26 protein-coding genes are annotated in these 23486 nt (G+C 74.9%); 15 read left to right on the top strand and 11 right to left on the bottom strand.

Annotation, left to right across the window (positions count from 1 at the left end; genetic code table 11):
• Positions 1-114: 114 nt before the first annotated feature.
• The 3 genes from pstS to ACI793_RS10365 form a co-directional block, all read right to left on the bottom strand.
• Positions 115-1230 carry a phosphate ABC transporter substrate-binding protein PstS gene (pstS, locus tag ACI793_RS10375; RefSeq protein ID WP_456606291.1) on the bottom strand — a complete coding sequence of 372 codons (1116 nt, stop codon included), beginning with the start codon at positions 1228-1230 and terminating at the stop codon, positions 115-117.
• A gap of 370 nt (positions 1231-1600) precedes the next feature.
• Positions 1601-2503, bottom strand: a complete 903-nt coding sequence (mshD, locus tag ACI793_RS10370) for a mycothiol synthase (protein WP_456606290.1) — start codon at positions 2501-2503, stop codon at positions 1601-1603.
• A gap of 7 nt (positions 2504-2510) precedes the next feature.
• A complete protein-coding gene (locus ACI793_RS10365; protein WP_456606289.1) occupies positions 2511-3242 on the bottom strand; it encodes a winged helix-turn-helix domain-containing protein in 732 nt (243 codons plus the stop codon).
• A gap of 169 nt (positions 3243-3411) precedes the next feature.
• On the opposite strand from ACI793_RS10365, the gene ACI793_RS10360 reads away from it, so the two are divergent.
• From ACI793_RS10360 to ACI793_RS10340, 5 genes are all read left to right on the top strand, one after another.
• Complete coding sequence (locus ACI793_RS10360; RefSeq protein ID WP_456606288.1) at positions 3412-4263, top strand: hypothetical protein; 852 nt, start codon at positions 3412-3414, stop codon at positions 4261-4263.
• Positions 4264-4273: 10 nt separating this feature from the next.
• Positions 4274-4966, top strand: a complete 693-nt coding sequence (locus ACI793_RS10355) for an LmeA family phospholipid-binding protein (protein ID WP_456606287.1) — start codon at positions 4274-4276, stop codon at positions 4964-4966.
• A gap of 53 nt (positions 4967-5019) precedes the next feature.
• Entirely contained in the window at positions 5020-5361 is a 342-nt protein-coding gene (locus ACI793_RS10350; RefSeq protein WP_456606286.1) for a thioredoxin family protein, read from the top strand.
• Between the two features lie 236 nt (positions 5362-5597).
• A complete protein-coding gene (locus ACI793_RS10345; RefSeq protein WP_456606285.1) occupies positions 5598-6425 on the top strand; it encodes a sulfurtransferase in 828 nt (275 codons plus the stop codon).
• 6 nt (positions 6426-6431) lie between these two features.
• Entirely contained in the window at positions 6432-6725 is a 294-nt protein-coding gene (locus tag ACI793_RS10340) for a DUF1416 domain-containing protein (RefSeq protein ID WP_456606284.1), read from the top strand.
• Positions 6726-6782: 57 nt separating this feature from the next.
• Here the strand turns inward: ACI793_RS10340 and ACI793_RS10335 are convergent, their stop codons facing one another.
• From ACI793_RS10335 to ACI793_RS10325, 3 genes are all read right to left on the bottom strand, one after another.
• Positions 6783-8024: a PP2C family protein-serine/threonine phosphatase gene (locus tag ACI793_RS10335; RefSeq protein ID WP_456606283.1), complete on the bottom strand. Its 1242-nt coding sequence runs from the start codon at positions 8022-8024 to the stop codon at positions 6783-6785.
• 72 nt (positions 8025-8096) lie between these two features.
• Positions 8097-8855 carry a DUF4184 family protein gene (locus ACI793_RS10330; protein ID WP_456606282.1) on the bottom strand — a complete coding sequence of 253 codons (759 nt, stop codon included), beginning with the start codon at positions 8853-8855 and terminating at the stop codon, positions 8097-8099.
• A complete protein-coding gene (locus tag ACI793_RS10325; RefSeq protein WP_456606281.1) occupies positions 8856-9533 on the bottom strand; it encodes a TetR/AcrR family transcriptional regulator in 678 nt (225 codons plus the stop codon).
• A 127-nt stretch (positions 9534-9660) separates the two neighbouring features.
• Here ACI793_RS10325 and ACI793_RS10320 point away from each other — a divergent pair, with 127 nt between their 5' ends.
• The 3 genes from ACI793_RS10320 (at position 9661) to ACI793_RS10310 (ending at position 12972) form a co-directional block, all read left to right on the top strand.
• Positions 9661-10590, top strand: coding sequence for an NAD-dependent epimerase/dehydratase family protein (locus ACI793_RS10320; protein ID WP_456606280.1), 930 nt, complete (start codon positions 9661-9663; stop codon positions 10588-10590).
• A gap of 136 nt (positions 10591-10726) precedes the next feature.
• A complete protein-coding gene (locus tag ACI793_RS10315; RefSeq protein ID WP_456606279.1) occupies positions 10727-11263 on the top strand; it encodes an FABP family protein in 537 nt (178 codons plus the stop codon).
• Positions 11260-12972, top strand: coding sequence for a DUF885 domain-containing protein (locus ACI793_RS10310; protein WP_456606278.1), 1713 nt, complete (start codon positions 11260-11262; stop codon positions 12970-12972). Before ACI793_RS10315 ends, ACI793_RS10310 begins: the two co-directional genes overlap by 4 nt.
• 3 nt (positions 12973-12975) lie before the next feature.
• Here ACI793_RS10310 and ACI793_RS10305 read toward each other — a convergent pair whose 3' ends face one another.
• The 3 genes from ACI793_RS10305 to ACI793_RS10295 all read right to left on the bottom strand — a co-directional run bounded on the left by ACI793_RS10305 (position 12976) and on the right by ACI793_RS10295 (position 16574).
• Entirely contained in the window at positions 12976-13710 is a 735-nt protein-coding gene (locus ACI793_RS10305; RefSeq protein WP_456606277.1) for a hypothetical protein, read from the bottom strand.
• Between the two features lie 320 nt (positions 13711-14030).
• The gene (gene nhaA / locus ACI793_RS10300; RefSeq protein ID WP_456606276.1) at positions 14031-15653 is read right to left on the bottom strand and encodes a Na+/H+ antiporter NhaA; all 1623 of its coding nucleotides are present in this window, start codon (positions 15651-15653) and stop codon (positions 14031-14033) included.
• 72 nt (positions 15654-15725) lie between these two features.
• Positions 15726-16574, bottom strand: a complete 849-nt coding sequence (locus ACI793_RS10295; protein ID WP_456606275.1) for an aminotransferase class IV — start codon at positions 16572-16574, stop codon at positions 15726-15728.
• A gap of 38 nt (positions 16575-16612) precedes the next feature.
• Between ACI793_RS10295 and ACI793_RS10290 the strand changes: the two genes are divergently transcribed.
• From ACI793_RS10290 to ACI793_RS10260, 7 genes are all read left to right on the top strand, one after another.
• Complete coding sequence (locus ACI793_RS10290) at positions 16613-17125, top strand: Fur family transcriptional regulator (RefSeq protein WP_456606274.1); 513 nt, start codon at positions 16613-16615, stop codon at positions 17123-17125.
• Entirely contained in the window at positions 17122-18243 is a 1122-nt protein-coding gene (gene ygfZ / locus ACI793_RS10285) for a CAF17-like 4Fe-4S cluster assembly/insertion protein YgfZ (protein ID WP_456606273.1), read from the top strand. The genes ACI793_RS10290 and ygfZ overlap by 4 nt, the downstream gene beginning before the upstream one ends.
• 40 nt (positions 18244-18283) lie before the next feature.
• Entirely contained in the window at positions 18284-18841 is a 558-nt protein-coding gene (locus tag ACI793_RS10280; RefSeq protein ID WP_456606272.1) for an RsiG family protein, read from the top strand.
• The gene (locus ACI793_RS10275; protein ID WP_456606271.1) at positions 18838-19809 is read left to right on the top strand and encodes an asparaginase; all 972 of its coding nucleotides are present in this window, start codon (positions 18838-18840) and stop codon (positions 19807-19809) included. The genes ACI793_RS10280 and ACI793_RS10275 overlap by 4 nt, the downstream gene beginning before the upstream one ends.
• Before the next feature lie 86 nt (positions 19810-19895).
• Entirely contained in the window at positions 19896-20450 is a 555-nt protein-coding gene (locus ACI793_RS10270) for a helix-turn-helix domain-containing protein (RefSeq protein WP_456606270.1), read from the top strand.
• Positions 20447-21232 carry a hypothetical protein gene (locus tag ACI793_RS10265; protein ID WP_456606269.1) on the top strand — a complete coding sequence of 262 codons (786 nt, stop codon included), beginning with the start codon at positions 20447-20449 and terminating at the stop codon, positions 21230-21232. Before ACI793_RS10270 ends, ACI793_RS10265 begins: the two co-directional genes overlap by 4 nt.
• 98 nt (positions 21233-21330) lie before the next feature.
• Complete coding sequence (locus ACI793_RS10260; protein ID WP_456606268.1) at positions 21331-21615, top strand: DUF2516 family protein; 285 nt, start codon at positions 21331-21333, stop codon at positions 21613-21615.
• 22 nt (positions 21616-21637) lie between these two features.
• On the opposite strand, the gene ACI793_RS10255 is transcribed toward ACI793_RS10260, so the two are convergent.
• Both ACI793_RS10255 and ACI793_RS10250 read right to left on the bottom strand, forming a co-directional pair.
• The gene (locus tag ACI793_RS10255) at positions 21638-22477 is read right to left on the bottom strand and encodes a spermidine synthase (RefSeq protein WP_456606267.1); all 840 of its coding nucleotides are present in this window, start codon (positions 22475-22477) and stop codon (positions 21638-21640) included.
• Positions 22477-23448, bottom strand: a complete 972-nt coding sequence (locus ACI793_RS10250; protein ID WP_456606266.1) for an NAD-dependent epimerase/dehydratase family protein — start codon at positions 23446-23448, stop codon at positions 22477-22479. Before ACI793_RS10250 ends, ACI793_RS10255 begins: the two co-directional genes overlap by 1 nt.
• Between the last annotated feature and the right edge of the window lie 38 nt (positions 23449-23486).

Below are 23486 nucleotides of genomic sequence, written 5' to 3'. Positions count from 1 at the left end.
GCTCCGTCTGCTGGGCTGCGGTAGGTGCCGTCGTGTGCTCGTGCCCGTCCACGACGGGCGGAGCGACGGCCCGGAACGTCATCCTGACGTCCGGGCCGTCGCTGTGGTGCCGAATCAGCCGGCGGTGATGGCGTCGATCGCCGACTGGGCCTGCTCGCGGAGGCCGTCCGAGATCGGCGCGGAACCAGCCGCGTCGGCCGCGGCCTGCTGCCCGTCCTCGCTGACCACGTAGGACATGAAGTCCTTGACCAGGTCTGCCTTCTCCTGGTCGTCGTACTCGATGCAGCCGACGTGGTAGCTGATCAGCACGATCGGGTAGTTGCCCGACTCGGTGGTGTCGCGGGCCAGCTCGATGGCGAAGTCGTACTCGCCGCGACCCTCGAGGGTCTCGGAGTTCTCCACGACCGCCGAGGCGGACTCCGCGGTCGGCTCCACGAACTCGTCGCCCACGCCGATGTTGGCGACGCCGAGGTCGCCGGCCTGGCTCAGGTCGGCGTACCCGATGGCACCGTTGCCGGCCCCGACGGCGCTGACGACGCCGGAGGTGCCCTGGGCAGCCTCGCCGCCGCTGACCGGCCAGTCGCCGGACGGCTCGTGCGGCCAGGCGTCAGTCGCCGCCGCAGCCAGGTACTCGGTGAAGTTCTCGGTCGTGCCCGACTCGTCGGAGCGGTTCACCGGGGTGATCGACAGGTCCGGCAGCGTGGCGTCCGGGTTGTCCGCGGCGATGGCCGGGTCGTTCCAGTTGGTGATCTGCTGGTTGAAGATCCCGGCGACCGTCTCGGGCGAGAGGTTCAGCTCGTCGACGCCCTCGAGGTTGTAGACGACCGCGATCGGCGCGATGTAGTTCGGCAGCTCGAAGATGCCGGACTCGCCGCAGCGCTCCTCCGCCTCGGCGAGCTCCTCGTCGTCCAGTGCGGCGTCCGAACCGGCGAAGTCGGTGCCACCGGCGAGGAACTGCTCGCGCCCGCCGCCGGAGCCGACCGGGTCGTAGTTGACGGTGACGTCCGGCTGGACGCTGGAGTACCCGGCGGTCCAGCCCTGCATGGCCGCCTGCTGGCTGCTGGCGCCGGCGCCGACGAGAGTGCCGCTGAGCGACTCCTCACCGCTGGCGGTGTCGCCGCCGTTGCCGGAGCCGGAGTCCTCGTTGGAGGCGCCGCACGCGCTGAGCGCGAGCGTGCCGGCGAGTGCCAGTGACAGCGTGAGCGCACGGGACTTGGTGCTGAGCTTCAACTCTGGAGCCTCTCGACATGAGCCCGGTTCCTCCGGGCAGCAGTGGACCGATCGACAGGAAAGCTAGGGAGCCGAAGTGGCCGGATCCCCCGGCGCGGGTTAACGGCCGATGAACGCGGGCTGAGGCCTGCCCCACACCCGGTGGGACGTGTCACATCGGGTCGATGAATGACGGCGCGCCCCTCTGTACATCACGGTCCGGTAACGGTAGAGATGGGCGGTTGTGGCCGTCATGGTCGCTCTCTCCGGCGTCCGCGGCGATCACGCACCGGGCGGTCCAGGTCACCGACCCTAGGAGACGGACCCGACGGGCGAGGGAACAGCGGGTGAAGGCGCCGCTGCGCGCCGGCGGTGGCCGGCCCGGTGACGATCAGGCCTGCTGACGCGGTTCGCGCCGCCAGGAGACGTCGACGGCGAACCGGGTGAACCCGCGGCCCTCGTACAGCCGCACGGCGGCCTCGTTGTCCTCCTCGACGTAGAGCAGGACCGAGCCCAGCCCCTTCCGCCGCAGGTGGGCCAGGCCGAGGTCGGTGAGCGCTCCGCCCAGCCGCAGCCCCTGGGCGTCGGGGTCGACGCCGAGCACGTAGATCTCCCCGACGGGATCGGGCCCGGCGTCCCCGGCGGGGTGCACCTTGGTCCAGTGCGAGCCCAGGAGCGTGCCCCCGTCGTCCGGGTCCCCGCGCCACGCCATCAGGAAGCCCTCCGGGTCGAACCACGGCTCGGCCTCCCGGAGCTCGAGGTCCGTCCGGGTCATGCGTCCCTGCTCGGGGTGCCAGTCGAAGGCCCGGGCGTTGACCCGCAGCCACGCCTCCTCGTCCCGGCCGGGACGGAAGGGGAGGACCCGCACGTCACCCGGCAGCTCCGGGCGCGGATCGGGGTCGATGCCGGCGAGGTCCCCCCGCATCTGCAGCAGCACCCGGGCGCGGGCGAAGCCGTGCGGGGTCAGCAGCTCCGCCGAGCCGGGCAGGTCGCCGTGCGCCCAGATGCTCAGCGGCTGGTCGCCGGCCAGGTCGAGGAGCTGCCGGAGCAGCGTCCGGCCGTGCCCCCGCCGCCGGTGGCCGGGGTGCACGACGAGCTCGGCCACGCCGTCGTCGTACCGGGCGTACCCCACGAGCGTGTCGCCGTCGTGCACGACGAGGTCGCGCCCGCCGGCGGCGCCGTGCTGCAGGCGCAGCTCGGTCTCCTCGGAGACCGGGCGGACACCGTCGGCCGCGGCCGCGGCCCGCAGCAGCGACAGGACCGCGTCGACGTCGACGCCGGGCTGGGAGCTCACCGCCCCATCAGACCAGCTCGGCGTCGCTCTCCGCCTGCGGGGCCCGGGAGGTGGCATCGGCCACCTGCTGGTCGAGCTTGTAGCCGACGTTGCGGACGGTGCCGATGAGCGCCTCGTGCTCGGTGCCCAGCTTGGCGCGCAGCCGGCGCACGTGGACGTCGACGGTGCGGGTGCCCCCGAAGTAGTCGTAGCCCCAGATCTCCTGCAGCAGCTGCGCACGGGAGAAGACCCGGCCCGGGTGCTGGGCGAGGTACTTGAGGAGCTCGAACTCCTTGTAGGTGAGGTCGAGCGGGCGGCCCCGCAGCTTGGCCGAGTAGCTGTGCTCGTCGATGACCAGCTCGCCGGCCTGCGTCACGCCCTTGTCGGCGCCGTCGGCCGGGGCCGTGGCGGCCAGCCGGCGGGCGGTGGCCCACTTGAGCCGGGCGTCGACCTCGGCGGGGCCGGCGGTGTCGAGCAGGACGTCGTCCACGCCCCAGTCGGCCGACAGCGCCACGAGGCCGCCCTCCGCGAGCACCGCGACCAGGGCCGCGGCCACGCCGGTCGAGGAGAGGAGGCCGCACAGCGTGCGGGCGCGGATGAGGTCGTGGCGGGCATCGACCAGGACGACGTCGCCGGAGTCGCCGTCGAGCAGGCTGGACAGCTCCGGGGCGACCACGCGGACCTGGTGACCCAGCAGGCCGAGGGCCGGCAGCACCTCGGTGGTGGCCTGTCGCGCCGAGGTCATGAGGACCAGTCGCATGTCGTCTCCTCGAGGGTTCCCACGACGCGCAGCCGTGGCGGCCGTCGACGACGCTGTCGAGGTGAGTGGGAAGGATAACCGACGGGCCCGCGTCCGGGCAGCTCCCGGTGCCGAACCTCCCTCGCGGCGGTGACCGGCCGGACGCCGCTGGTCTGCCACCATCGACGACGTGACCAGCGCCGCCCCGACGTCCCGACTGAGCGCGCGGGAGCACCATCTGCCCGCCGCGGCGCTCGCGGTCCTCGCGGTCGCGCTGCTCGTGGGACTGCCCGAGGCGCTGGGTCAGACCGGGCGGCTGGCCGCCGTGCTCGTGCTCCAGCTGGGTCTCGTCCTGTGCTGGGCGCTCGTCACCGGCGTCCAGGGTTTCGCCGGGTCGCTGGCGGTGGGGGCGGGCGCCGCGGTCGCTGCAGACCTGGCCCTGGTCCTGCCCGAGGATCCCGAGCTCGGGGAGCTGCTCGCGGTGATCGGCGTCGGGTTCCTGGCGGTCGTGCTGCAGCAGATGCTCCGTCGCCCGCGCTCCGAGGTGGTGGCCTCGCTGTCGCTCTCGGTGCTCATGCTGGTCGCCGTCGCCTCGCTCGCCGCCCTGCTGCTGCTCGGCCGCACCGACGCCGGCTCCGAGCGGGCACTCGTGGCGCTGCTGGCGGTCGGCGCCGCGCTGCTCGTCGGCCACGTCACGGACCTGGTGCTGCCGCGGCCGCAACTGGCCGACGGCGTCCCGCGCGGGCTGGTGGCCGTCGTCCTCGCCGTCCCCGCCGGTGCGGCGGTGGCCCTCGTGGCGGCCGGCGCAGGGAACGCGCTCGACGGCGAGCGGGCCCTGGTGCACGGCGGTGTCGTGGCCGGGGTGGCCGCGCTGACCGCCCTGGTGGCCAGCTACGTCGTCGTCGAGGCCACCGCCGGGGACGACCCCGACGCGGCGGACGGCGAGCAGAACTTCTCCCGGTGGCTGCTGCCGGTGATCCAGGTGGCCCTCCCGCTGGCTGCCTGCGCCCCCGTGGTGCTGGCCCTGCAGGCGACACTGTGAACGGGGCCCGGTGAGGGCGCTGTTGGTCGTCGTGCTCCTGCTCGCCGGCCTGGGGCTGCTGGCCGACCGGGTGGCCGTCGGCATCGCGGAGGACCGGGTCGCCGAGGAGCTGGCCGGCACGGGCGGCCTGGTCGGCACCCCCGAGGTGGACATCGCGGGCTTCCCGTTCCTCACCCAGGTGTTCGCCGGTCGCTACGAGGACGTGCGCGTGGCGTTCGACGCCGAGGAGCTGCCGCAGCCGGAGGGCACCCGGGCCTCGGTCTCGCTCCAGGGGGTGCAGGTGCCGTTGTCGGCGGTGCTGGCCGGATCGGTCACGGAGGTGCCGGTGGACCGGATCGACGGCGTCGCCACGCTCTCCTACGACCGGCTGGCCGCCGAGATCGGCGCCGGCACCACGCTCGTCCCGGAGGGCGACGGCCTGCGGATCGAGCGCAGCGTCGAGCTGCTCGGCCGGACACTGCCCGTCTCCGCCGCCGGGACGGTCGCCCTCGAGGACGACGAGCTGGTGATCGACGTCGACCGGGCCCGGGGGGCGGGGGTGGAGATCCCCGCCTTCCTCGTCGACCGGGTCAGTGATCTGCTGGACCTGCGCTACACCGTCCCGGACCTGCCGTTCGGGCTGCAACTCACCGGCGTGGCACCCGCGGCCGACGGCGTCCGCGTACGGGTCGAGGCGACCGGCTCGGTGCTGACGGCGCAGTAGGACGGGGTGGGGGCGGCGGAATAGCCGGCCGCCGCGCACCGGTTGCCGCTGGTGTGACGCTGCAGACCGCACCGGCCGCCGCGGCCCTCGCGCGCCTGGGCGTGCGCCCGGGGGAGGCGGACCTCACCGTCGTCCAGTTCTCGACGGCGTTCTGCGGCCCGTGCCGGGCGACGAAGGCCCGGCTGCAGCAGCTGCGGAGCACCCGCCCCGGCCTCGCCTACGTGCACGTCGACGCGGAGAGCCACCTCGACGAGGTGCGCGCCCTGGACGTCCGCAGCACCCCCACGCTGTTCTTCCTGGACCGGGCCGGTGCGGTGCGCGGCCGCAGCGACCGGGCGCTCGGCGCCGCGGAGCTGACCGCCCTGGTCGACGCCCGGCTCGGGGCCGGCCGGTGATCCGCTACCCTCGCGCCGTGGGCATCCTGCTGACCTCGCGCCGCACAGTCGACCTGTGCCGCGTCGGCAGCTGCCTGTGTCCGGCCCCCTGAGGGCGGCACTCCTGTCGTCCAGACGCGCGCGAACGCCGTCGGGATGTCCCTTTCTCCCCTGATCCGCGCGTTCGGGCGATCCGTGTCCAGCTGCTCGCACCTGACCGATCCCACCCCACACCGATCATCCGGAGGACCACCACCATGAGCCGCAACGACGTGCTCGTCACCGTCGACTGGGTCCAGGACCACCTGGGCCAGCCCGGCATCGTCTTCGTCGAGGTCGACGAGGACGCCAGCGCCTACGACGGCGGCCACATCGAGGGCGCCGTCAAGCTGGACTGGAAGCAGGACCTGCAGGACCCGCTGCGCCGCGACTACCTCGACAAGACCGCCTTCGAGGCGCTGCTCTCGTCCCGCGGCATCAGCAACGACGACACCGTGGTGCTCTACGGCGGCAACAACAACTGGTTCGCCGCGTACGCCTACTGGTACTTCAAGATCTACGGCCACCGCGACGTCAAGCTGATGGACGGCGGCCGCAAGAAGTGGGAGCTCGACGGCCGCCCGCTGTCCAAGGACGCCGTGCAGCGCCCCGCCACCCAGTACGTGGCCTCCGAGCCCGACCTCTCGATCCGCGCCTTCCGCGACGAGGTCGTGGCCGCCATCGGCAGCAAGAACCTCGTCGACGTCCGCTCGCCCGACGAGTTCTCCGGCAAGATCCTCGCCCCCGCGCACCTGCCGCAGGAGCAGTCCCAGCGGGCCGGCCACGTGCCCACGGCGATCAACATCCCGTGGAGCAAGGCCGCGAACGAGGACGGCACCTTCAAGAGCGACGAGCAGCTGGCCGCCCTCTACGGCGAGCAGGGGTTCGACGACAGCAAGGAGACCATCGCGTACTGCCGGATCGGCGAGCGGTCGAGCCACACGTGGTTCGTGCTCAGCGAGCTCCTCGGCAAGAAGAACGTGAAGAACTACGACGGCAGCTGGGTCGAGTACGGCTCGCTCGTCGGCGTCCCGATCGAGAAGTGAGCTGACATGTGCGGAGCACCGAAGCAGGGCGGCACCCTCGCGGGCATCGACCTGAGCACGCAGACCGTGATCCAGGGCTCGGTCTGGCACGACGGCGCCCCGGTGGCCGGTGCCTACGTCCGGCTGCTGGACGGCACCGACGAGTTCACCGCCGAGGTGGTCACCAGCCCCGAGGGTGAGTTCCGGTTCTTCGCCGCGCCGGGCACCTGGAAGGTCCGGACCCTGGCGCCGGTGGGGAAGGGCGAGCGCGTCCTCGACGCCGAGGTGGGCCTCAACGAGACGACCATCGTCATCGACTGACCACCCCGTACGACGACAGCGCCCGTCCCGGCTCCGGCCGGGGCGGGCGCTGTCGTGTCAGTCGAGGCCGGGCGGCAGCCGGTTGGGCCCGGCCTCGGGCGGCCGGGGGCGGTCCTCGCGGTAGGCGCGCACGGCGACGATCGCGACGTCGTCCTCGCCCGCCCGGGGCACCAGCCGGTCCAGCAGGGTGTCGAGCAGCTCGTCCAGCGGCCGCCCGCCGAGGTCGCGCAGCGCGTCCTGCAGCCGGGCCATGCCCTCGTCCAGGTCGGAGCCGCGCCGCTCGACCAGGCCGTCGGTGACCAGCAGGAGCGTGTGGTCGGAGTCCAGGTCGGCGGTGTGGTCGCGGCGGCCGGCCGACGGCTCGACGCCGAGCATCAGGTCGGGCCCGGTCTCCAGCACGCGGGAGCTGCCGTCGGGCGCGAGCACCAGCGGGGGGACGTGACCGGCGTTGCTCCAGCGCACCACCCGGCGCCCGGCGACGGGGACGTCGGGGTGGCGCTCGATGCGGGCGAGGATGGCGGTGGCGAGGGTGCCGACGGCGAGCCCGCGGGCGGCCCGGTCCGTGCGACCGAGCGTCGTCGCCGGCGTCTCGTCGTTGTCGTAGGCGAGGGCCCGCAGGAGCCCGCGCAGCTGGCCCATCGCGGCCGCGGCCTCGCTGCCGTGGCCCACGACGTCGCCGATGGCGATCACCGTCGCGCCGTCGGGCTGCATGAACGCGTCGTACCAGTCGCCGCCGACCTGGGACTCGTGGCCGGCCGGCTGGTAGCGGACGACGACGTGCAGGTGGTCCGGCTCGGGCGGCGGGGTGAGGAGTGCCTGCTGCAGCCGGTCGGACAGGGCGCGCGACGTGGCGGCCTCGTGCGCCAGCCGGTCGATCTCGGCGGCCTGCTGCTCGGCCGCGCGCCGCTCGGTGAGGTCGCGGAAGGAGACGATGACGCCGGTCACCGCCCCCTCCTCGACGGTCGGCACCGCGATGAGCTCCACCGGCACCGGCGTGCCGTCCTTGCGCCAGAACACCTCGTCGTCGGCGGTGACCGTCCGGCCGGTGCGCAGCGCCCGCCAGACGGGGCACTCCTCCCGCGGGTAGGGAGATCCGTCGAGGCGGTGGGAGTGCAGCAGGCGGTGCTGGTCGACCGCGCGCTGCTCCTCCAGCGGGTAACCGGTGATCCGGACGGCGGAGGGGTTCACGAAGTCGACGCGCCCGTCGGCGTCCAGGCCGTAGATCCCGTCGGCGACGTTGGCCAGCACCCACTCGTAGCGCACGAGCGCGCGTGCGAGCTCCTCCTCGGGCGTCCGCACGGGCACCTCCGTGTCCTGGCCGGGGGGCCGCGCCGGACCGGCTGCCGGCGTCGCAGATCCCGCTCGCACGGACTATAGGCGCCGCGGCAGCGCTGCCCGGCCCGGTCGGCGGCCGCGGTGGCGGAGCTGCCAGGCGGCGGCCAGCACCACGGCGACGCCCAGGGCGACGCCCCCGCCCCACGTGGCGGCGTCGTAGACGGCCTCGCCGACGCCGTCCGCCGACGCCGCGGCGGCCGCGCCGGTGACGCAGCCGGTTCCCGCCAGGAGCACCCACGGCCACCGGCGACCGGGCCGGCCGGACGGGCGGACCGGCGACCGCAGCCACCAGCGCACCACCCAGCCGACCAGCACCAGCCCGCCCAGCACGCTCGCGACGTACTGCAGCCACCGGTAGCCGGGCATGATCCCCCACTGCTCGGAGAGGACGGGGAACGTCGCGGGCCCCCACCGCCCGGCGTGGGTGAACTCGTCCCACAGGACGTGGGTGGCGGCGCCCACCGCGGCCGCGAGCACGGTCCAGGCCACCCGGCTCGCCGTCGCGACCCGGACGCGCAGCCCGACGGGGACGGCGGTCAGCCGGCCGCGCAGCGCCGCGGGCGCGGCGCGCAGCGCCGGCTCCGCGAGCAGCCCGTGCCAGAGCGCCCAGGCCGCGAGGGCGAGCAGCACGTCCACGGTGACGACGGCGGTGGCGGTGTGCGTGCGCCAGCCGAGGTCGAACGGCAGGTAGAAGGGCAGGTCGGGGGCGATGCTGCCGGCGACCAGGGCCGAGGCGGGCAGCGGCGTGCGGAGGAACGGCAGCACGGCCGCCGCGTGGCTCGGGGTGAAGGGCACTCAGAGGCCGATCAGGGACGCCAGCTCGGTCATCGCCCGGTCGAAGTAGCGGTCGGCGTCCTCGACCGAGCCGACGAAGTGGCCGAACAGCTCGAAGCTCAGCGTGCCGAAGAGCGAGCTCCAGGCGAGCAGGGCCCGCACGCGCACCGTGTCGTCGAGCGCCGGGTGGTCCCCACCCAGGACCTCCGCGGTCTCCCGGCTGATCAGGTGTACGTCCTGCTCCCCAGTCCCCTCGGGGAGGACGCCGGACCGGGCGGCGTCACCGAGGATGCGGCCCAGCACCACGCCGACCCGGGCGGCCGCCGGAACGGTGTCCTGCGGTGCGGCGTAGCCGGGTACGGGGGAGCCGTAGAGGAGCGCGTACTCGTGCGGGTGGTCCAGGGCCCACGACCGCACCGCGCGGCAGACCGCCAGCCAGCGCACCCGCGGGGCGTCGTCCGGGCGGTCGGCCGCCTCGGCGGCCGCGCCGAGGGCGTCGTAGCCGTCGATGATCAGCCGGGTCAGCAGGTCGTCCCGGCTCGGGAAGTACCGGTAGACCGCCGAGGACACCAGGCCGACGTCGCGCGCGACGGCGCGCAGCGACAGTGCCGCGGCACCGACCTCGGCCAGCTGGCGTCGGGCGGCGTCCGTGATCTCGGCGCTCACCTCGGCGCGGACGCGTTCGCGGGCGGTCGGCACGCCGTCCATGCTGCCTGGCGAGATCACTGATCGCAAGAGAGAGCACCGCTCTTGACACGGCGGGCCCATGCGCTGGAGCATCGCTCCCGAACGAGAGCACCGCTCTCGACGCCCGGAGGAGATCGTCATGGCACTGCACGTCATCGTCGGCAAGGGGCCGGTCGGCACGACGACCGCGGAGGAGCTGACCACCCGCGGGCACCGGGTGCGGGTGCTCTCCCGCAGCGGCGGCGTCTCCACCGACGCGATCGAGCACCGCCAGGTGGACGCCGCGGACGCCGGCGCCCTGACCCGGGCGGCGGCCGGCGCCGACGTCCTCTACAACGCGGTCAACCCGGCCTATCACCGCTGGGCCACCGACTGGCCGCCCGTCGCCGCGGCGCTGCTGACCGCGGCCGAGCGCACCGAGGCCGTCCTGGTGACCATGGGCAACCTGTACGGCTACGGGCGGCCCGCGGGCCCGATGACCCCGGAGACGCCGCTCGCGGCCACCGACGTCAAGGGCCGGGTCCGCAACCGGATGTGGGCCGATGCCCTGGCCGCGCACGAGGCCGGCCGGGTCCGGGTCACCGAGGCCCGGGCCGCCGACTTCGTGGGGCCGCAGGTACCCGCGGCCCAGTCGCACCTGGTCCGGCAGCTGCCCGCCCTGCGCGCCGGTCGCCGGGCCTGGGTGGTCGGCGACCCGGACGTCCGCCGCAGCTGGGCGTACCTGCCCGACGTCGCCGCCACGCTGGCCACCCTCGGTACCGACGAGCGGGCGCTCGGCCGGGCCTGGCACGTGCCCACCACGGCGCCGCGCAGCCAGCGCCAGGCGCTGACGGACCTCGCCGAGGCGATGTCCCTGCCTCCCGCGCGGGTCAGCGGGATCCCGTGGCCGGTGCTGCGGGCGGTCGGGCTCGCCGTGCCGGTGATGCGGGAGGTCGTGGACATCCGGCACCAGTGGGACGCCGACTACGTCTGCGACGGCACCGCGACGACGGAGACCTTCGGGCTGCGCGCGACGCCGTGGGACGACGTGGTCCGGGCGACGGCCGCGGGAGTGCCGGTGACCGCCTGAGGCCGCGGCGGCCCGGCGTCATTACCGTGGCACCCATGGTTTCTGCCTGGGTCCTCGTCACCCTGGCGGCGCTGGCCGCGCTCTCCTGCGGCTACGGCGCCGTGCGGCTGTCCCGCCGGCCGAGTGGGGGGCGGCGATGAGCGCGCCGACCGAGCTGCCGGTCCCCGACACCGTCGACGTCCGGAGCGGCCCGGAGGTCTCCGACCAGCTGCTCTCGGTGCTGCCGCTGCTGGGGGAGTGGCACGGCGAGGGGCAGGCGGCTGGGACCGGCGGGGACCACCGCTTCGGGCAGTGGGTCCGGTTCAGCCACGACGGCCGGGGGTTCCTGGCCTACGAGTCCCGCACGTGGCGGCTCACCGACGACGGGCAGATCGTCGGCCCCGATCTCCGGGAGACCGGCTTCTGGCGGCCCCGCGGTGAGGGTGACGACGTCGAGCTGCTGGTCGCCGGCGCCGACGGGGTGCTGGAGATCTACGTCGGCGCCGCCCGCACGACCACGAGCTGGGAGCTGGCCACCGACGTCGTCGCCCGCACGCCCGATGCCCCCGAGGTGACCCGCGCGGTCCGGCTCTACGGCATCGTCGAGGGCGCGCTGATGTACGCCGTGGACCGGGCGGTGGGTGACGGACCGCTGCGGCCGACGATGTCCGCCCGGCTGGAGCGGATCCGATGACCGACGCGGCCCCCACCATGCCCACCACCCCGCGGCAGGTCGCCGACGCCTACGTCGCCGCCGCCGCCGAGCTCGACCCGATCCTCGCCACCTCGCTGGGGGTCCGCCCGGGCGAGGACCGGCTGCCCGACCTCTCCCCGGAGGGGCTGGAGGCAGAGGTCGCCCTGGTCCGCGCCACCCTGGCCGAGCTCGACCGCGTGCTGGCCGAGGACCCCGCGCTCGAGGACGACCCCGTGGAGCGGCGGTGCGCCCGGCTGCTGCGCGAGCGGCTCACCGCGGAGCTGGACGCGCACTGGGCGGGCGAGGGCTTCCGCTCGCTCAACATCCTGTTCTCGCCGATCCACTCGGTCCGCCAGGTCTTCGCGCTGATGCCGACGGCGACCGACGAGGACTGGGCGGTCATCGGCCGTCGCATCGCCCGCGTGCCCGAGGCCTACCGCGGCTACCGGGAGACGCTCGAGGAGGCGGTGCGCCGCGACCTGCTGGTCGCCCCGCGCCAGGTGCGCACCGTCGTCCAGCAGCTGGACGAGTGGCTCGCCGGTCCGTTCTTCACCTCGTTCGTGGCCTCGGGCCCCGAGGCGCTGCAGCCGGAGCTGCTGGCGGCGGCGGCCGACGCCGACGCCGCAGTGGCCGCGATCCGCGACCACCTGCGCGACGAGTACGGGCCGCGCACCGAGGGCGTGCCCGACGCCGTCGGTCGCGACCGGTACGCGATGGCGGTGCGCCGGTGGACCGGCTCGGACCTGGGGCCGGACCGCGGCCTCGAGGAGGCCTACGCCTGGGGCTGGGCCGAGCACAAGCGGATCCTGGCCGAGCAGCGGATCGAGGCCGACCGTGTGCAGGCCGGCGCGACGCCGATGGAGGCGATGCGGCTGCTGGCCACCAGCGGCCCGGCCGTCGAGGGCGTGGAGGAGATCCGCGTCCGGCTGCAGTCGATGATGGACGAGGCGATCCTCGAGCTCGACGGCACGCACTTCGACCTCGCCGAGCCGCTGCGCCGGGTCGAGGCGATGATCGCGCCCCCGGGCAGCGCCGCGGCGCCGTACTACACCCGTCCCTCGCAGGACTTCTCCCGCCCGGGACGCACCTGGCTGCCCACCCTGGGCCGGACGCGCTTCCCGCTCTGGGACCTGGTGTCGATCTGGTACCACGAGGGCGTTCCCGGCCACCACCTGCAGCTGGCCCAGTGGGCGCACGTCGCGCAGGAGCTGTCGACCTACCAGACGTCGGTGGGCTCGGTGGGCGCCAACGTCGAGGGCTGGGCGCTCTACGCCGAGCGGTTCATGGACGAGCTGGGCTACTTCCCGGACCCGGGCACCCGGCTGGGCTTCCTCGACGCCCAGCAATTGCGCTCGGTGCGGGTGGTCATCGACATCGGCATGCACCTGCAGCTGCCGATCCCCGACGACGCCGAGGGCGCGCTGGCCGACCACCGCGGGCAGCCGTGGACGCCGGACCTGGCCCGCGCCTTCCTGGGCGAGAACTCCGGTGCGGCGCTCGCCTTCCTCGACAGCGAGCTGGTCCGCTACCTGGGCATCCCGGGCCAGGCGATCAGCTACAAGCTCGGCGAGCGGGCCTGGCTGGCCGGCCGGGAGAAGGCCAGGCAGGCGCGCGGCGAGGCCTTCGACCTCAAGGCCTGGCACATGGCCGCGCTGTCGCAGGGGTCGCTGGGCCTTGACGACCTCGAGGCCGAGCTCGCCCGGCTCTAGCCGTCAGCGGGCCCGGGGCGGCGGGTTGCGGGTGTCGGCCGCCAGGGCGGTCGAGTCGTGCGGGGCGGCCGGCGCGGCCTCCACGCCGGCCGTCCCGAGCAGTTCGCCGATGCAGGCGGCGGAGCCGCCCACGTACGTGCTCGTGAGATCGATGTCGGTGACCACGCACCAGGCCTGGTCGGCCGGCCACCAGAGGTTGGCGCTCTGCTCGTGCGGCTCCGGCGCGAGGTTGCGGACGGCGTCGGTGACGGCGCCGCGGACGAGCACGACGTCGTGGTTGCCGCGCAGCAGCAGCCGGGGCGGGGTCTCGGGATCGGGGAGGTCGTAGCCGAAGCCGTCCCACCGGCCGAACAGGCAGTCCTGCGGTGTCGTGGTGTGCCGGGCCAGGACGGCGGCGAGCCGGGCGGCCACGGCCACGGGCAGGTGGCCCTCCGCGGGGCCGTCGTCCCAGAACGCGGCCTGGTGCTCGGAGGGCTGGGCGTCCCAGCTGCCGGTGATGGTGTGCCACTGCATCAGCGGGTGGGCGGTGGTGCCGTTGTACGCGGCCACCTCGGCCCAGCTCACCTCGACGTCGTCGTCCCCGGCGTAGCGGACCGCGGGGTGGAACACCCGGGCGTAGGCCTCGAACGCGGCGGGGAGGAGGGCGGCCACGGTGGCCGGCTCGCCGCGGCGGCGGGCGGCGGAGATCCAGACGCCGCAGGAGACGTCCGTCTCGACCGGCAGGCCCCCCAGATGCATGAAGCGCAAAGTACCTGGAAAACGGACAACCCCCGGGCTGCTCCGCGGCGCTGTCCTCCGGAGAGGGAGCTGCACGCGGGCCGACTGGACAAATGTCGGCGGCCCGGGGGTCGGGTGACTGTCCGGTTCTCGCTCGCCGCCGTACGACGGACGGGCGATCTGCCGTCGCCCGGACGCGAGTCCGAGCGGGCGGCCCATCTGGACGGCGGCTAGCGGACAGCCACCTCACGAGTCCTGTAGCTATGCAAAGTTACGGACCACCTCCTCTCTCGTGTACGACGAAAGTACGTCGCCCGGCGAGGCTCGGCAACGAGGATTTGTCAGCCGTCGGCGAACGGCCTGGCGGGCCGCCCCGGCGGTGGCGCGCCCTTCCAGTCCGGGTCGTGCGCGGCCCGGTCGTCCACGGTCTCGTAGGCGGGGCGAGGAGCATCGCCCTCGCCGCCGACCGGGGCTGCCTCGCCGACGGCGCGCCCGGGCGGCGGCGCGCCCTCCCAGTCCGGGTCGTGCTCGGCCTGGTCGTCCACGGTCTCGTAGGCAGGGGGCGGTGCGTCGTCGGGGTCGGCGTGCTCGGCCTCCACGTCGGCCAGGGTCCGTCCCGGCGGCAGGGCGCCGTCCCACTCGGGGTCGTGCGCGGCCCGGTCGTCGACGGTGTCCCAGGCGTCGGGGATCCCATCGCGGTCGACGTCGCTGGTCTCGGCGGCGTACATCTGCTTGTAGCGGCGGTTGCGCAGCCGCAGGATGACGGCGGCGAGCACGGCGGCGAGCAGCGTCCCGAAGAGGATGCCGACCTTCGCGTGGTCGAAGCTCTCGGGGTCGTCGACGTAGGCCAGCTCGGTGATCAGCAGCGAGACGGTGAAGCCCATCCCGCCGAGCAGGGCGAGGCCCACGACGTCGAGCCAACCCAGGTTCTCGTCGAGCTGGGCACGGGTGAAGCGCGAGACCAGCCAGGTCGCCCCGGTGATGCCGATGGCCTTGCCCGCGACGAGGCCGACCACGATGCCGATCGCGATGCGGTCGCCGAGCGACTCGCCGAGCCCCGAGAGCCCGCCGACCGCGACGCCGGCGGAGAAGAAGGCGAAGACGGGCACGGCGATCCCTGCCGAGATCGGCCGGATGAGGTGCTCGAAGTGCTCGGCGAGCCCCGGGCCGGCGTCGGGCCCCCCGGCTGCCGCGCTGCGCACGACCGGGACGGTGAAGGCGAGCAGCACGCCGGCGACCGTCGCGTGCACGCCGGACTCGTGCATGAGCACCCACGTGAGGGCGGCGAGCGGCAGCAGCAGCCACCAGGACCGGATCCGCTTCTGCACGAGGTACCCGAAGGCCGCCAGCGGGAGCAGCGACAGCAGCAGGGCCGGGACGTTCAGCGTTGCGGTGTAGAAGATCGCGATGACCGTGATGGCCAGCAGGTCGTCGACGACGGCCAGGGTGAGCAGGAAGGTGCGCAGCGCGCTGGGCAGGTGCGTGCTGATCACCGCGAGCACGGCGAGCGCGAAGGCGATGTCGGTGGCCGAGGGGATGGCCCAGCCCTGCAGGGCGTCCCCGGGGCCGCCCAGGTTGAGCAGCACGAAGAACAGCGCCGGCACGGCCATGCCACCGACGGCGGCGGCGATCGGCAGCGCGGCCCGACGCGGTTCGCGCAGGTCGCCGGCGACGAACTCCCGCTTGAGCTCCAGGCCGGCGACGAAGAAGAAGATCGCGAGCAGGCCGTCGGCCGCCCAGGTGCCCAGCGTGAGGTCGAGGTGCAGCGCGGAGGGGCCGACCCGCGTGTCGCGCAGCGACTCGTAGCTCTCCGCCCAGGGCGAATTGGCCCAGACGAGGGCGATCAGGGCCGCGACGAGCAGCAGCACCCCGCCGACCGTCTCCTTGCGCAGGACGGCGGTGACGCGCTGCGCCTCGGTCCACGACCCGCGGCCGAGCAGACGGGTGGAGGGCGGGGTGGTCACGGGGGCGGCTCCGGGATCAGGGGTCGATGAGGACGTTGCCGACCAGACTTCCCGGCGCACCGTGGGTCCACGCTACCCGGCGAGCAGTTGCCGGATCCGCGGTGTCAGGTCGGCGTCACCGCGGCGTACACCGTCGAGGGTGTGCACCGGTGCGGCCCCGCGCACCCCCGACAGCAGCCAGACGGCGTCGGCGGCGTGCAGGTCGCCGACGGTGCCGCGGGTCCGCGCCGTGGGCCAGCCGTCGGCCTCCGCGCGCTCGAACAGCCGGGCGACCGTCGTGCCGGGCAGGATGCCGGTCTCCGTGGGCGGGGTGTGCAGGGTGCCGCCGGCCGCCCAGACGACCGTCGACGTCGGTCCCTCCAGCAGCTCGCCCTCCAGCGACGTGAGGACGACGTCGTCGGCGCCGAGCCGGTGCGCGTGCCGGTAGGCGGCCATGTTCACCGCGTAGGAGATGGTCTTCGCGCCGCCCAGCAGCCACGGTGCCTGCGCCCGGAAGTCCGCCGGGATCCCGAGCGACAGGGTGACGACCGAGATCCCGGTCGTGCGCTGGCGGACGGTCTCCGCGGGCACGGGAGCCAGCAGGGCGAGCGCGGTGGGCGCCGAGTCCTCGCCCGGGCCGCGGGTGAGGAACAGGCGCAGCACGCCCTCGGTCCGCGCGGGCCAGCCGGCCAGCACGGCGTCGGCCAGGGCCCGCCAGACGTCGTCGCCGGGGTGGGGGATCTCCAGCAGCGCGGCGGACCGGACCAGCCGGGCGAGGTGCGCGGCCAGGTGCGGCGTCCTCCCGTCGAGCACCGCCACGGACTCGAAGACACCGTCCCCCCGGACCAGGCCCTGGTCGGAGGCGGTGAGTACGGGCTCGTCCGCCGGGACGGCGACGGCCGCGCCGTCCCGCCAGATCGCGACGCTGCGCTGATCGGTCACCGGTCCAGACTGCCCGACGGCGGGCATAGGGTCGCGTCATGGGGCACGACGCCGGAGCCGACGAGCACGCCGCTCTCGGGCACACCGCTCTCGGGCACGCCACCGACGGGGGCGCCCCGCTGGCCGAGCGGCTGCGGGAGCGCGGGCTGCGGCTGACCCCGCAGCGCAGGCGGGTGCTGGCGGCGGTGGCGGCCCTGGAGCACGCCACCCCGGAGGCCATCGGGGCGCGGCTGCGCGAGGAGGCGGGGCCCGCCGGGTCGGCACCGGACGCCTCGACGGTCTACCGCAACCTGGAGCTGCTCGAGCGCCTCGGCCTCGTCTGGCACACCCATCTGGGCAAGGGGGCGCCGGTCTACCACGCATCCGAGCACCCCCACCTGCACGTCGTCTGCGCCTCCTGCGGGGAGATCTCCTCGGTCGCTCCGGATCTGCTCGACGGCGCCGCGGAACGTCTGGCCGCCGATCTGGGTTTCACCGTGGACGTGGGGCACGTCGCCTTGTCCGGGACCTGCCGCGCCTGCCGTGATCGAGCTGGATCGGAGACCCCATGAGTTCACCCCTGCTGTCCCGCCCGGGCGCCGTCGCCGTCGAGGAGCCGGTCGACGCCGCTCCCGCCGTGGCCGCCCACTACGGGGACCCGCTGCGGGAGCAGCGGCTGCTCGCCGAGGGCGCCGGGCTGGTGGACCGCAGCGACCGCGACGTGCTCGTCGTCCCCGGTGCCGACCGGCTGTCCTGGCTGCACAGCCTGACCAGCCAGCACCTCGACCGGCTGGCCGACGCCACCGGCAGCGAGGCGCTGGTCCTCTCCCCGAACGGGCACGTCGAGCACCACCTGGTGCTGGCCGAGCTGGCCGGCACCACGTGGGCCGACGTCGAGCCGGGCACGGGCGCGGCGCTGCACGCCTTCCTGGAGCGGATGCGGTTTCTGCTGCGGGTCGAGCCGCAGCTGCGGACCGGGCAGGAGGCCGTGCTCTCGCTGGTGGGGCCGCGGGCGCTCGAGGTGCTGGCCGCGGCAGGCATGCCGGCGCCCGCCGCCGAGTACGCCGTCGAGCCGCTGGCCGACGGCGGCTTCGCCCGCCGCATGCGGCCCATCGGCGACGGCACGGCGCTCGTCGTGGACCTGGTCGTGCCGCGGACCGCCGTGGACGGCCTCGCCGACCGGCTGCTCGCCGCCGGAGCCCGGCTCGCGGGGGTGCAGGCCTACGAGGCGCTGCGCGTCGAGGCGCGGCGTCCGCGGCTGGGCGTGGACAGCGACCACCGCACGATCCCGAACGAACTGGAGTGGCTGACCAGCGCCGTGCACCTGGACAAGGGGTGCTACCGCGGGCAGGAGACGGTCGCCCGGGTGCACAACCTGGGCCGGCCGCCGCGCCGGCTGGTGCTGCTGCACCTGGACGGCGTCAGCGAGGACCTGACCGAGCCCGGCGCCCCGGTGCTGGCCGGCACCCGCGAGGTGGGCCGCGTCGGCACCGTCGTGCGCCACCACGAGCTCGGCGTCATCGCGCTGGCGCTGGTCAAGCAGTCGGTGGCCCACGACGCCGCGCTGACCGTGGGCGGCTCGGTCGCGGCGATGGACCCCGACGACGCCGTCGCCGAGGTCGACGACACCCGGGCGGCGGCGCGGGAGCGGATCCGGGCGGTCCGGTCTGCGACGATGCCGCGAGCGTGAACAGAGTTCGACGCCGACGACCCGCCAGCGAGGAGAGCACGTGAGCCCGAAGACCAGTCCTGCCGGCGGCCCTGCCGTCGACGCGCTGCTGGAGCCCGCGTTCCTCGAGGACGCCACCCGGCGGTCCATGGCCGAGGTGCGCACCCTGCGCCGCCAGGCCGAGCAGGAGGAGGTCAACCTCTCCTACACCCGGCGTCTCCTGCAGGGTCGCCTGGACATCGTGCGCCGCGAGCTGCAGCGCCGCGCCGAGCACGACGGCCGGTCGCTGGTGGAGCTCCTGCCGGAGATCCTGGCCGAGAAGGGACGGGGCCCGGCGCACGGCCTGGGCCGGCACCAGACGGTGCAGCCGGCCGACCCGAACGGCTACGAGTTGTGGGTCAACGCGCTGACCCCCGGGGTCGACCTCTCCTCGATCACCGAGCTGAGCGACGCGAAGCTGGAGCAGGGTGCCCGGGCGCTGGCTGCCGCCGAGGCCGGGCTGTCGGAGCGGCGGCGCGGCGTGCAGCAGGTGATGGACGCCCTGGCCGCCGAGCTGGGACGCCGGTACCGCGACGGCGAGGCAGACGTCGCCGCCCTGCTGGCCGACGAAGGGCGATGACCGGCGGCTGGCCGGACAACCCGGTACTGGTCGAGGTCGAGCGCTCCGGGTTCCTGGAGTCGGTGCACCGCGGCTCGCTGGTGGTGCTGGGGCCCGACGGCGACGTGCTGTTCGCCGCGGGCGCCGTCGACCGGCCGATCCTGCCGCGGTCGTCCAACAAGCCCGTGCAGGCGACGGCGCTGCTCGCGGCCGGCTGGGCACCCCGCTCGGCGGCCGAGCTGGCCATCGGCGCCGGTTCGCACACCGGCGAGGACGGGCACCGGGAGCGCGCCGCGGCGATCCTCGACGGCGCCGGTCTGGGAGCCGGGCACCTCGGCTGCCCGCCCGTGCTGCCGTCGCACGAGGCGACCAGGGCGGCGTGGCTGTCCGGCGGCCGGGCTCCGGAGCGCCTGGCGATGAACTGCTCGGGCAAACATGCGGCGATGCTCGCCGCCTGCGTGGCGGCCGGCTGGCCCGTCGAGGGCTACCTCGACCGCGACCATCCGCTGCAGCGGGCCATCGAGGAACGGCTGGGCGAGGCCGCCGGGGAACCGGTGTCGGCCGTCGTCGTGGACGGGTGCGGCGCGCCCCAGCACGCGCTCTCGCCGACCGGCCTGGCGCGCGGGTTCCTCTCCCTGGTCCAGGCCGACGCAGGCTCGCGGGAACGTGCGGTGGCCGACGCGATGCGGGCCGAGCCGTGGTTCGTCGCCGGCACCGGCCGCGAGGACACCGGCCTGATGCAGGCCGTCCCCGGTCTGCTGGTCAAGGGGGGCGCCGACGGCGTGCACGTCGCGGCCGTCCCGGCGGCCGGTGCGGTGGCGCTCAAGCTCGACGACGGCGGCGACCGCGGCCGGATGCCGGCGCTCACCGCCGGGCTGCTCCGGCTGGGGGTGCCCGCGGAGCCGCTCGCACCGTGGTTGCAGCAGCCGGTCCACGGAGGTGGGGGCGTGGTGGGCGCCGTCCGCGCGGCGGCCTCGCTGAGCTCCTGACCTGCGGCGAGCGGTGTGACCAGGGCGACAGGCAGTGCTAGCTCACCCGCTTGCAAGAGCTAGCACCGGCGGTTAACGTCGTAGCTGTGCAGACACCCGGGGAGTTCGTCCGCGAGCAGGTGAGCACGGTCCGCACCACGGTGGACCGTGTCGCCGGCAGCGTGGCGGATTCGGTCGCCGAGGCCACGACCGCCTCGACGAGCAACGTCACCGCCGTCGGTTCGCAGGTGGGCAACTACATCCGCGAGCAGCGCAGTGCCGCCCAGGTGTCCCTGCGGGAGCTGGCCCGCACCGCCGGCGTCAGCAACCCCTACCTGTCCCAGGTGGAGCGGGGCCTCCGCAAGCCGTCGGCGGAGATCCTCGCGTCGATCGCCCGGGGCCTGAAGATCTCGGCCGAGACGCTCTACGAGCAGGCCGGGATCCTCGACCGGCGGTCCGGCAACCCGGACACCGTGGCGGCGATCCGCTCGGACGACGCACTGTCCGACCGGCACAAGGCCGTGCTGCTGGAGCTCTACGAGACCTACGTCCGCGAGCACCAGGCCGGCGCGGCGCGCGAGGCCGCTCCCCAGCCCGCACCCGCATCCCCACCAGTCCCTCCCGTGCACCCACCCTCCCGCCCAAGCAAGGAGTCGGCATGACCCCCACCCAGACCGTGAAGCAGGTCGGCGAGTTCGCCGTGGCCCAGGGCCGCACCCTCGCCGAGCAGGCCCGGACCCCGATCCTCGCCGTCGTCGGCGCCGGTGACCTGGCCGTCGAGCACGCCAGGACCGCCCTCGACCAGTTCCGCTCCAAGGCCGAGGCGCTGCCCGGCGAGGCGCAGGTCCAGACCGACCTGGCCGTCCGCGAGGCCCGCACCCGGGCCACCGAGGCCGCCGGCACCGCCCGCACCACGGCGCAGCAGCTGGCCGGCGCCGTCCGTCCCGACGTGCTCCGCAGCACCGTCACCGACCTGGTCGAGACCGCCCGCACCCAGGCGACCACCACCCTGGAGACCCTGGCCGGTCGCGGTGCCGAGGTCGTCGAGGACCTCCGCCGCCAGCCCGGCTTCCGCCGGGTCGTGCGCCGCGCCGAGCGGGCCGTCGACACCGTCGAGGACGCCCTCGAGGACGTCCTCGAGGAGACCGCCGAGACCGTCGCCGACGCCTCGGACGAGGTGACCTCGGTCGCGCAGAAGACCGCCGCGAAGGCCGGCAAGGTGGCCGCCAAGGCCGAGTCGTCGGTCGAGCAGGCCGCCGACGCCACCAAGGACGGGCTCGAGGACGCCGTGGAGGCACCGAAGGCCACCAAGAAGGCCTCAGGTAAGAAGAGCAGTGCCGCTGCCGGCACCTCGTCCGCCAAGACGACCTCGGCGCGCGTCACCCGGGCCCGGACCGCGAAGCGGACCGACCCGGCGGCTGTGCCGGCCAAGCGCAACGGCTGACACACGCCACCCACGGACCAGGGCCCCGGAGCTGCGCGAGCGCTCCGGGGCCCTGTCGCGTCCGGGGGCGGAGGCCTCCGGCGCGTACCCTCTCGCCCATGGCGGAGTTCGACGGTCTGGTGTTCGTGGTGCTCTACTGGGCGGCCCAGGCGCTGACCCTGTGGGCCTTCGTGGATGCGCTGATCCGCCCGGCCTCCGGCTTCGTGGCGATGGACAAGCTGACCAAGCCCGCCTGGGCGGCGATCACCGGGCTCGCGGCCGTCTTCGTCTACCTGTTCGGGGCGATGAGCCTGTTCGGGCTGCCGGCCGTCATCGCCGCGGTGGTCTACCTGGTGGACGTGCGCCCCGCCGTCCGCGGTCTGCACCGCGGCAACAGCTGGTGAGCTGAGCGCGCACCGCGGGACCTCACCGGGCGAAGACCCCGGCGGGTGGCTCGGGTGAGGGCTGGGCCTCGGCGTCGGTGACCGGCAGGGCCCGTCCGGCGAAGCGCTCCAGGTCCTCGCCGTCGACCACCCGCGCGGGCATCGGATCGCGCGCGCAGGCGCGGCTGAGGCCGGCCAGCGGCAGCTCGGCGTCGGACGCCACGGCGACCAGGTTGCCGAAGCGGCGGCCGCGCATGGTGCCCGGCTCGGCGAGCAGGCACACGTGCCGGAACACCTGGCGCAGGGTGGCGACCTGCCCGCGGGCGAAGCGGAGCGGTGGCCCGTCGGCGACGTTCGCGGCGTAGGTGCCACCGGGCCGGAGCACCCGGGCCACCTCGCGGGCGAACTCCACGGTGGTCAGGTGTGCCGGTGTCCGGGCCCCGGCGAACACGTCGGTGACGACGACGTCGGCGCTGGCCGCGTGCAGCGTCGCCAGCGCGGCGCGGGCGTCGGCGCCCCGGACCCGCACCCGGGCGTTCCGCGGCAGCGGCAGGTACTCGCGGACCAGATCGGTGAGCGGCTGGTCGATCTCCACGACGCGCTGGCGCGAGCCCGGACGCGTGGTCACGACGTAGCGGGGGAGCGTCAGTGCACCGCCGCCGAGGTGGACCACGTCCAGCGGCTCGCCCCCTCCCGCGGCGAGGTCGAGCACGTGGCCGATCCGGCGGACGTACTCGAACTCCAGGTGGGTCGGGTCGTCGAGGTCGACGTGCGACTGCGGGGTGCCGTTCACCATCAGCACCCAGGCGCCGTCGCGGTCGGCGTCGCCCAGCAGCTCGGCGGTGCCCCCCGCGACCTCCACCGGACCGGGCGGGATCCGCATCAGCTCCTGGCCGCCTCCGCGGCGGCCTGCAACGCCGCGTCGCGCTCGGCCGGGAGGTCTATCGCCAGGGCAGGCTCGCCGCGCTCGCGGTCCCAGGCCACGACGTCGGCCGCCGTCTGCTCCAGCGGGGTGGCGGTCAGCCCGACCGATCGGGCGAGGTCGGCGTTGCGGCGCATGCCGACGTCGAACCTCGGGTCGGGCAGCACGAGAGGGACCGCGCCGCCGGCGAGGGCGGGGTCGACCGGGACGACGTCGACGGTCGCGCCGGTCCCGCGTGCGCACGCCTCGACCAGCCCGGCGAGCGTGACCGGCTCGGCCGGCCCCACGGCGTTGAAGGTGCCGGGCCGGTCGTCGTGCAGCAGCGTGACGACGAGGCGGGCGAGGTCGCGGCTGTCGACGACCTGCACCGGCTGGTCCGGGCGGCCCGGCAGGGGGACCGTGCCCCCGTGGGAGGCCTTGCGGGCCCACCAGGTGAACCGGTCGGTCTGGTCGTGCGGTCCGGCCACGATCCCGGGGCGGACCAGCGTCGCCCGGTCGCCGTACCGCGCCAGCACCTCGTCCTCGCAGGCCACCTTCAGCGGGCCGTAGGTGCGCCCGTCGACCTGCTCGGTGCCGAGCTCGGGCTCGCGGCGGGGGGCCGTCTCGTCCAGGGGGCCGTCCGTGCGGCCGTCGTAGACGGCGCCGGTGGAGATGAACAGGTACCGGCCGGTGGATCCGGCGAGCGCGTCGGCGGCCTGCGCCACGTGGCGGGGGACGTAGCCGCTCACGTCGAGGACGGCGTCCCAGTCGGTGCCCTCCAGCGACGAGTAGTCGCCGGTCTCCCGGTCGCCGATCAGCCGGGCGACGTCGGGGAACAGGTCGGTGCCGGTGCGGCCGCGGCTGAACAGGGTGAGCTCGTCACCCCGCCCCAGTGCCTCCTCGACCATCGCGCGTCCGACGAACGACGTACCGCCCAGCACCAGGATCTTCACCGGCCGACCATAACGGCGGGCGGGCAGGTGCCGGCGGC

The sequence above is a fragment of the Blastococcus sp. SYSU DS0617 genome (assembly GCF_054051075.1).
This window is presented reverse-complemented; position numbering and strand designations above follow the sequence as displayed.

Coding starts and splice junctions, on each gene's coding strand:
- ACI793_RS10365 (WP_456606289.1), bottom strand. CDS start 3,242: ATGCGACTGGTCCTCATGACCTCGGCGCGACAGGCCACCACCGAGGTG.
- ACI793_RS10345 (WP_456606285.1), top strand. CDS start 5,598: ATGAGCCGCAACGACGTGCTCGTCACCGTCGACTGGGTCCAGGACCAC.
- ACI793_RS10340 (WP_456606284.1), top strand. CDS start 6,432: ATGTGCGGAGCACCGAAGCAGGGCGGCACCCTCGCGGGCATCGACCTG.
- ACI793_RS10320 (WP_456606280.1), top strand. CDS start 9,661: ATGGCACTGCACGTCATCGTCGGCAAGGGGCCGGTCGGCACGACGACC.
- ACI793_RS10315 (WP_456606279.1), top strand. CDS start 10,727: ATGAGCGCGCCGACCGAGCTGCCGGTCCCCGACACCGTCGACGTCCGG.
- ACI793_RS10310 (WP_456606278.1), top strand. CDS start 11,260: ATGACCGACGCGGCCCCCACCATGCCCACCACCCCGCGGCAGGTCGCC.
- ACI793_RS10305 (WP_456606277.1), bottom strand. CDS start 13,710: ATGCATCTGGGGGGCCTGCCGGTCGAGACGGACGTCTCCTGCGGCGTC.
- ACI793_RS10290 (WP_456606274.1), top strand. CDS start 16,613: ATGGGGCACGACGCCGGAGCCGACGAGCACGCCGCTCTCGGGCACACC.
- ygfZ (WP_456606273.1), top strand. CDS start 17,122: ATGAGTTCACCCCTGCTGTCCCGCCCGGGCGCCGTCGCCGTCGAGGAG.
- ACI793_RS10275 (WP_456606271.1), top strand. CDS start 18,838: ATGACCGGCGGCTGGCCGGACAACCCGGTACTGGTCGAGGTCGAGCGC.
- ACI793_RS10265 (WP_456606269.1), top strand. CDS start 20,447: ATGACCCCCACCCAGACCGTGAAGCAGGTCGGCGAGTTCGCCGTGGCC.
- ACI793_RS10260 (WP_456606268.1), top strand. CDS start 21,331: ATGGCGGAGTTCGACGGTCTGGTGTTCGTGGTGCTCTACTGGGCGGCC.
- ACI793_RS10255 (WP_456606267.1), bottom strand. CDS start 22,477: ATGCGGATCCCGCCCGGTCCGGTGGAGGTCGCGGGGGGCACCGCCGAG.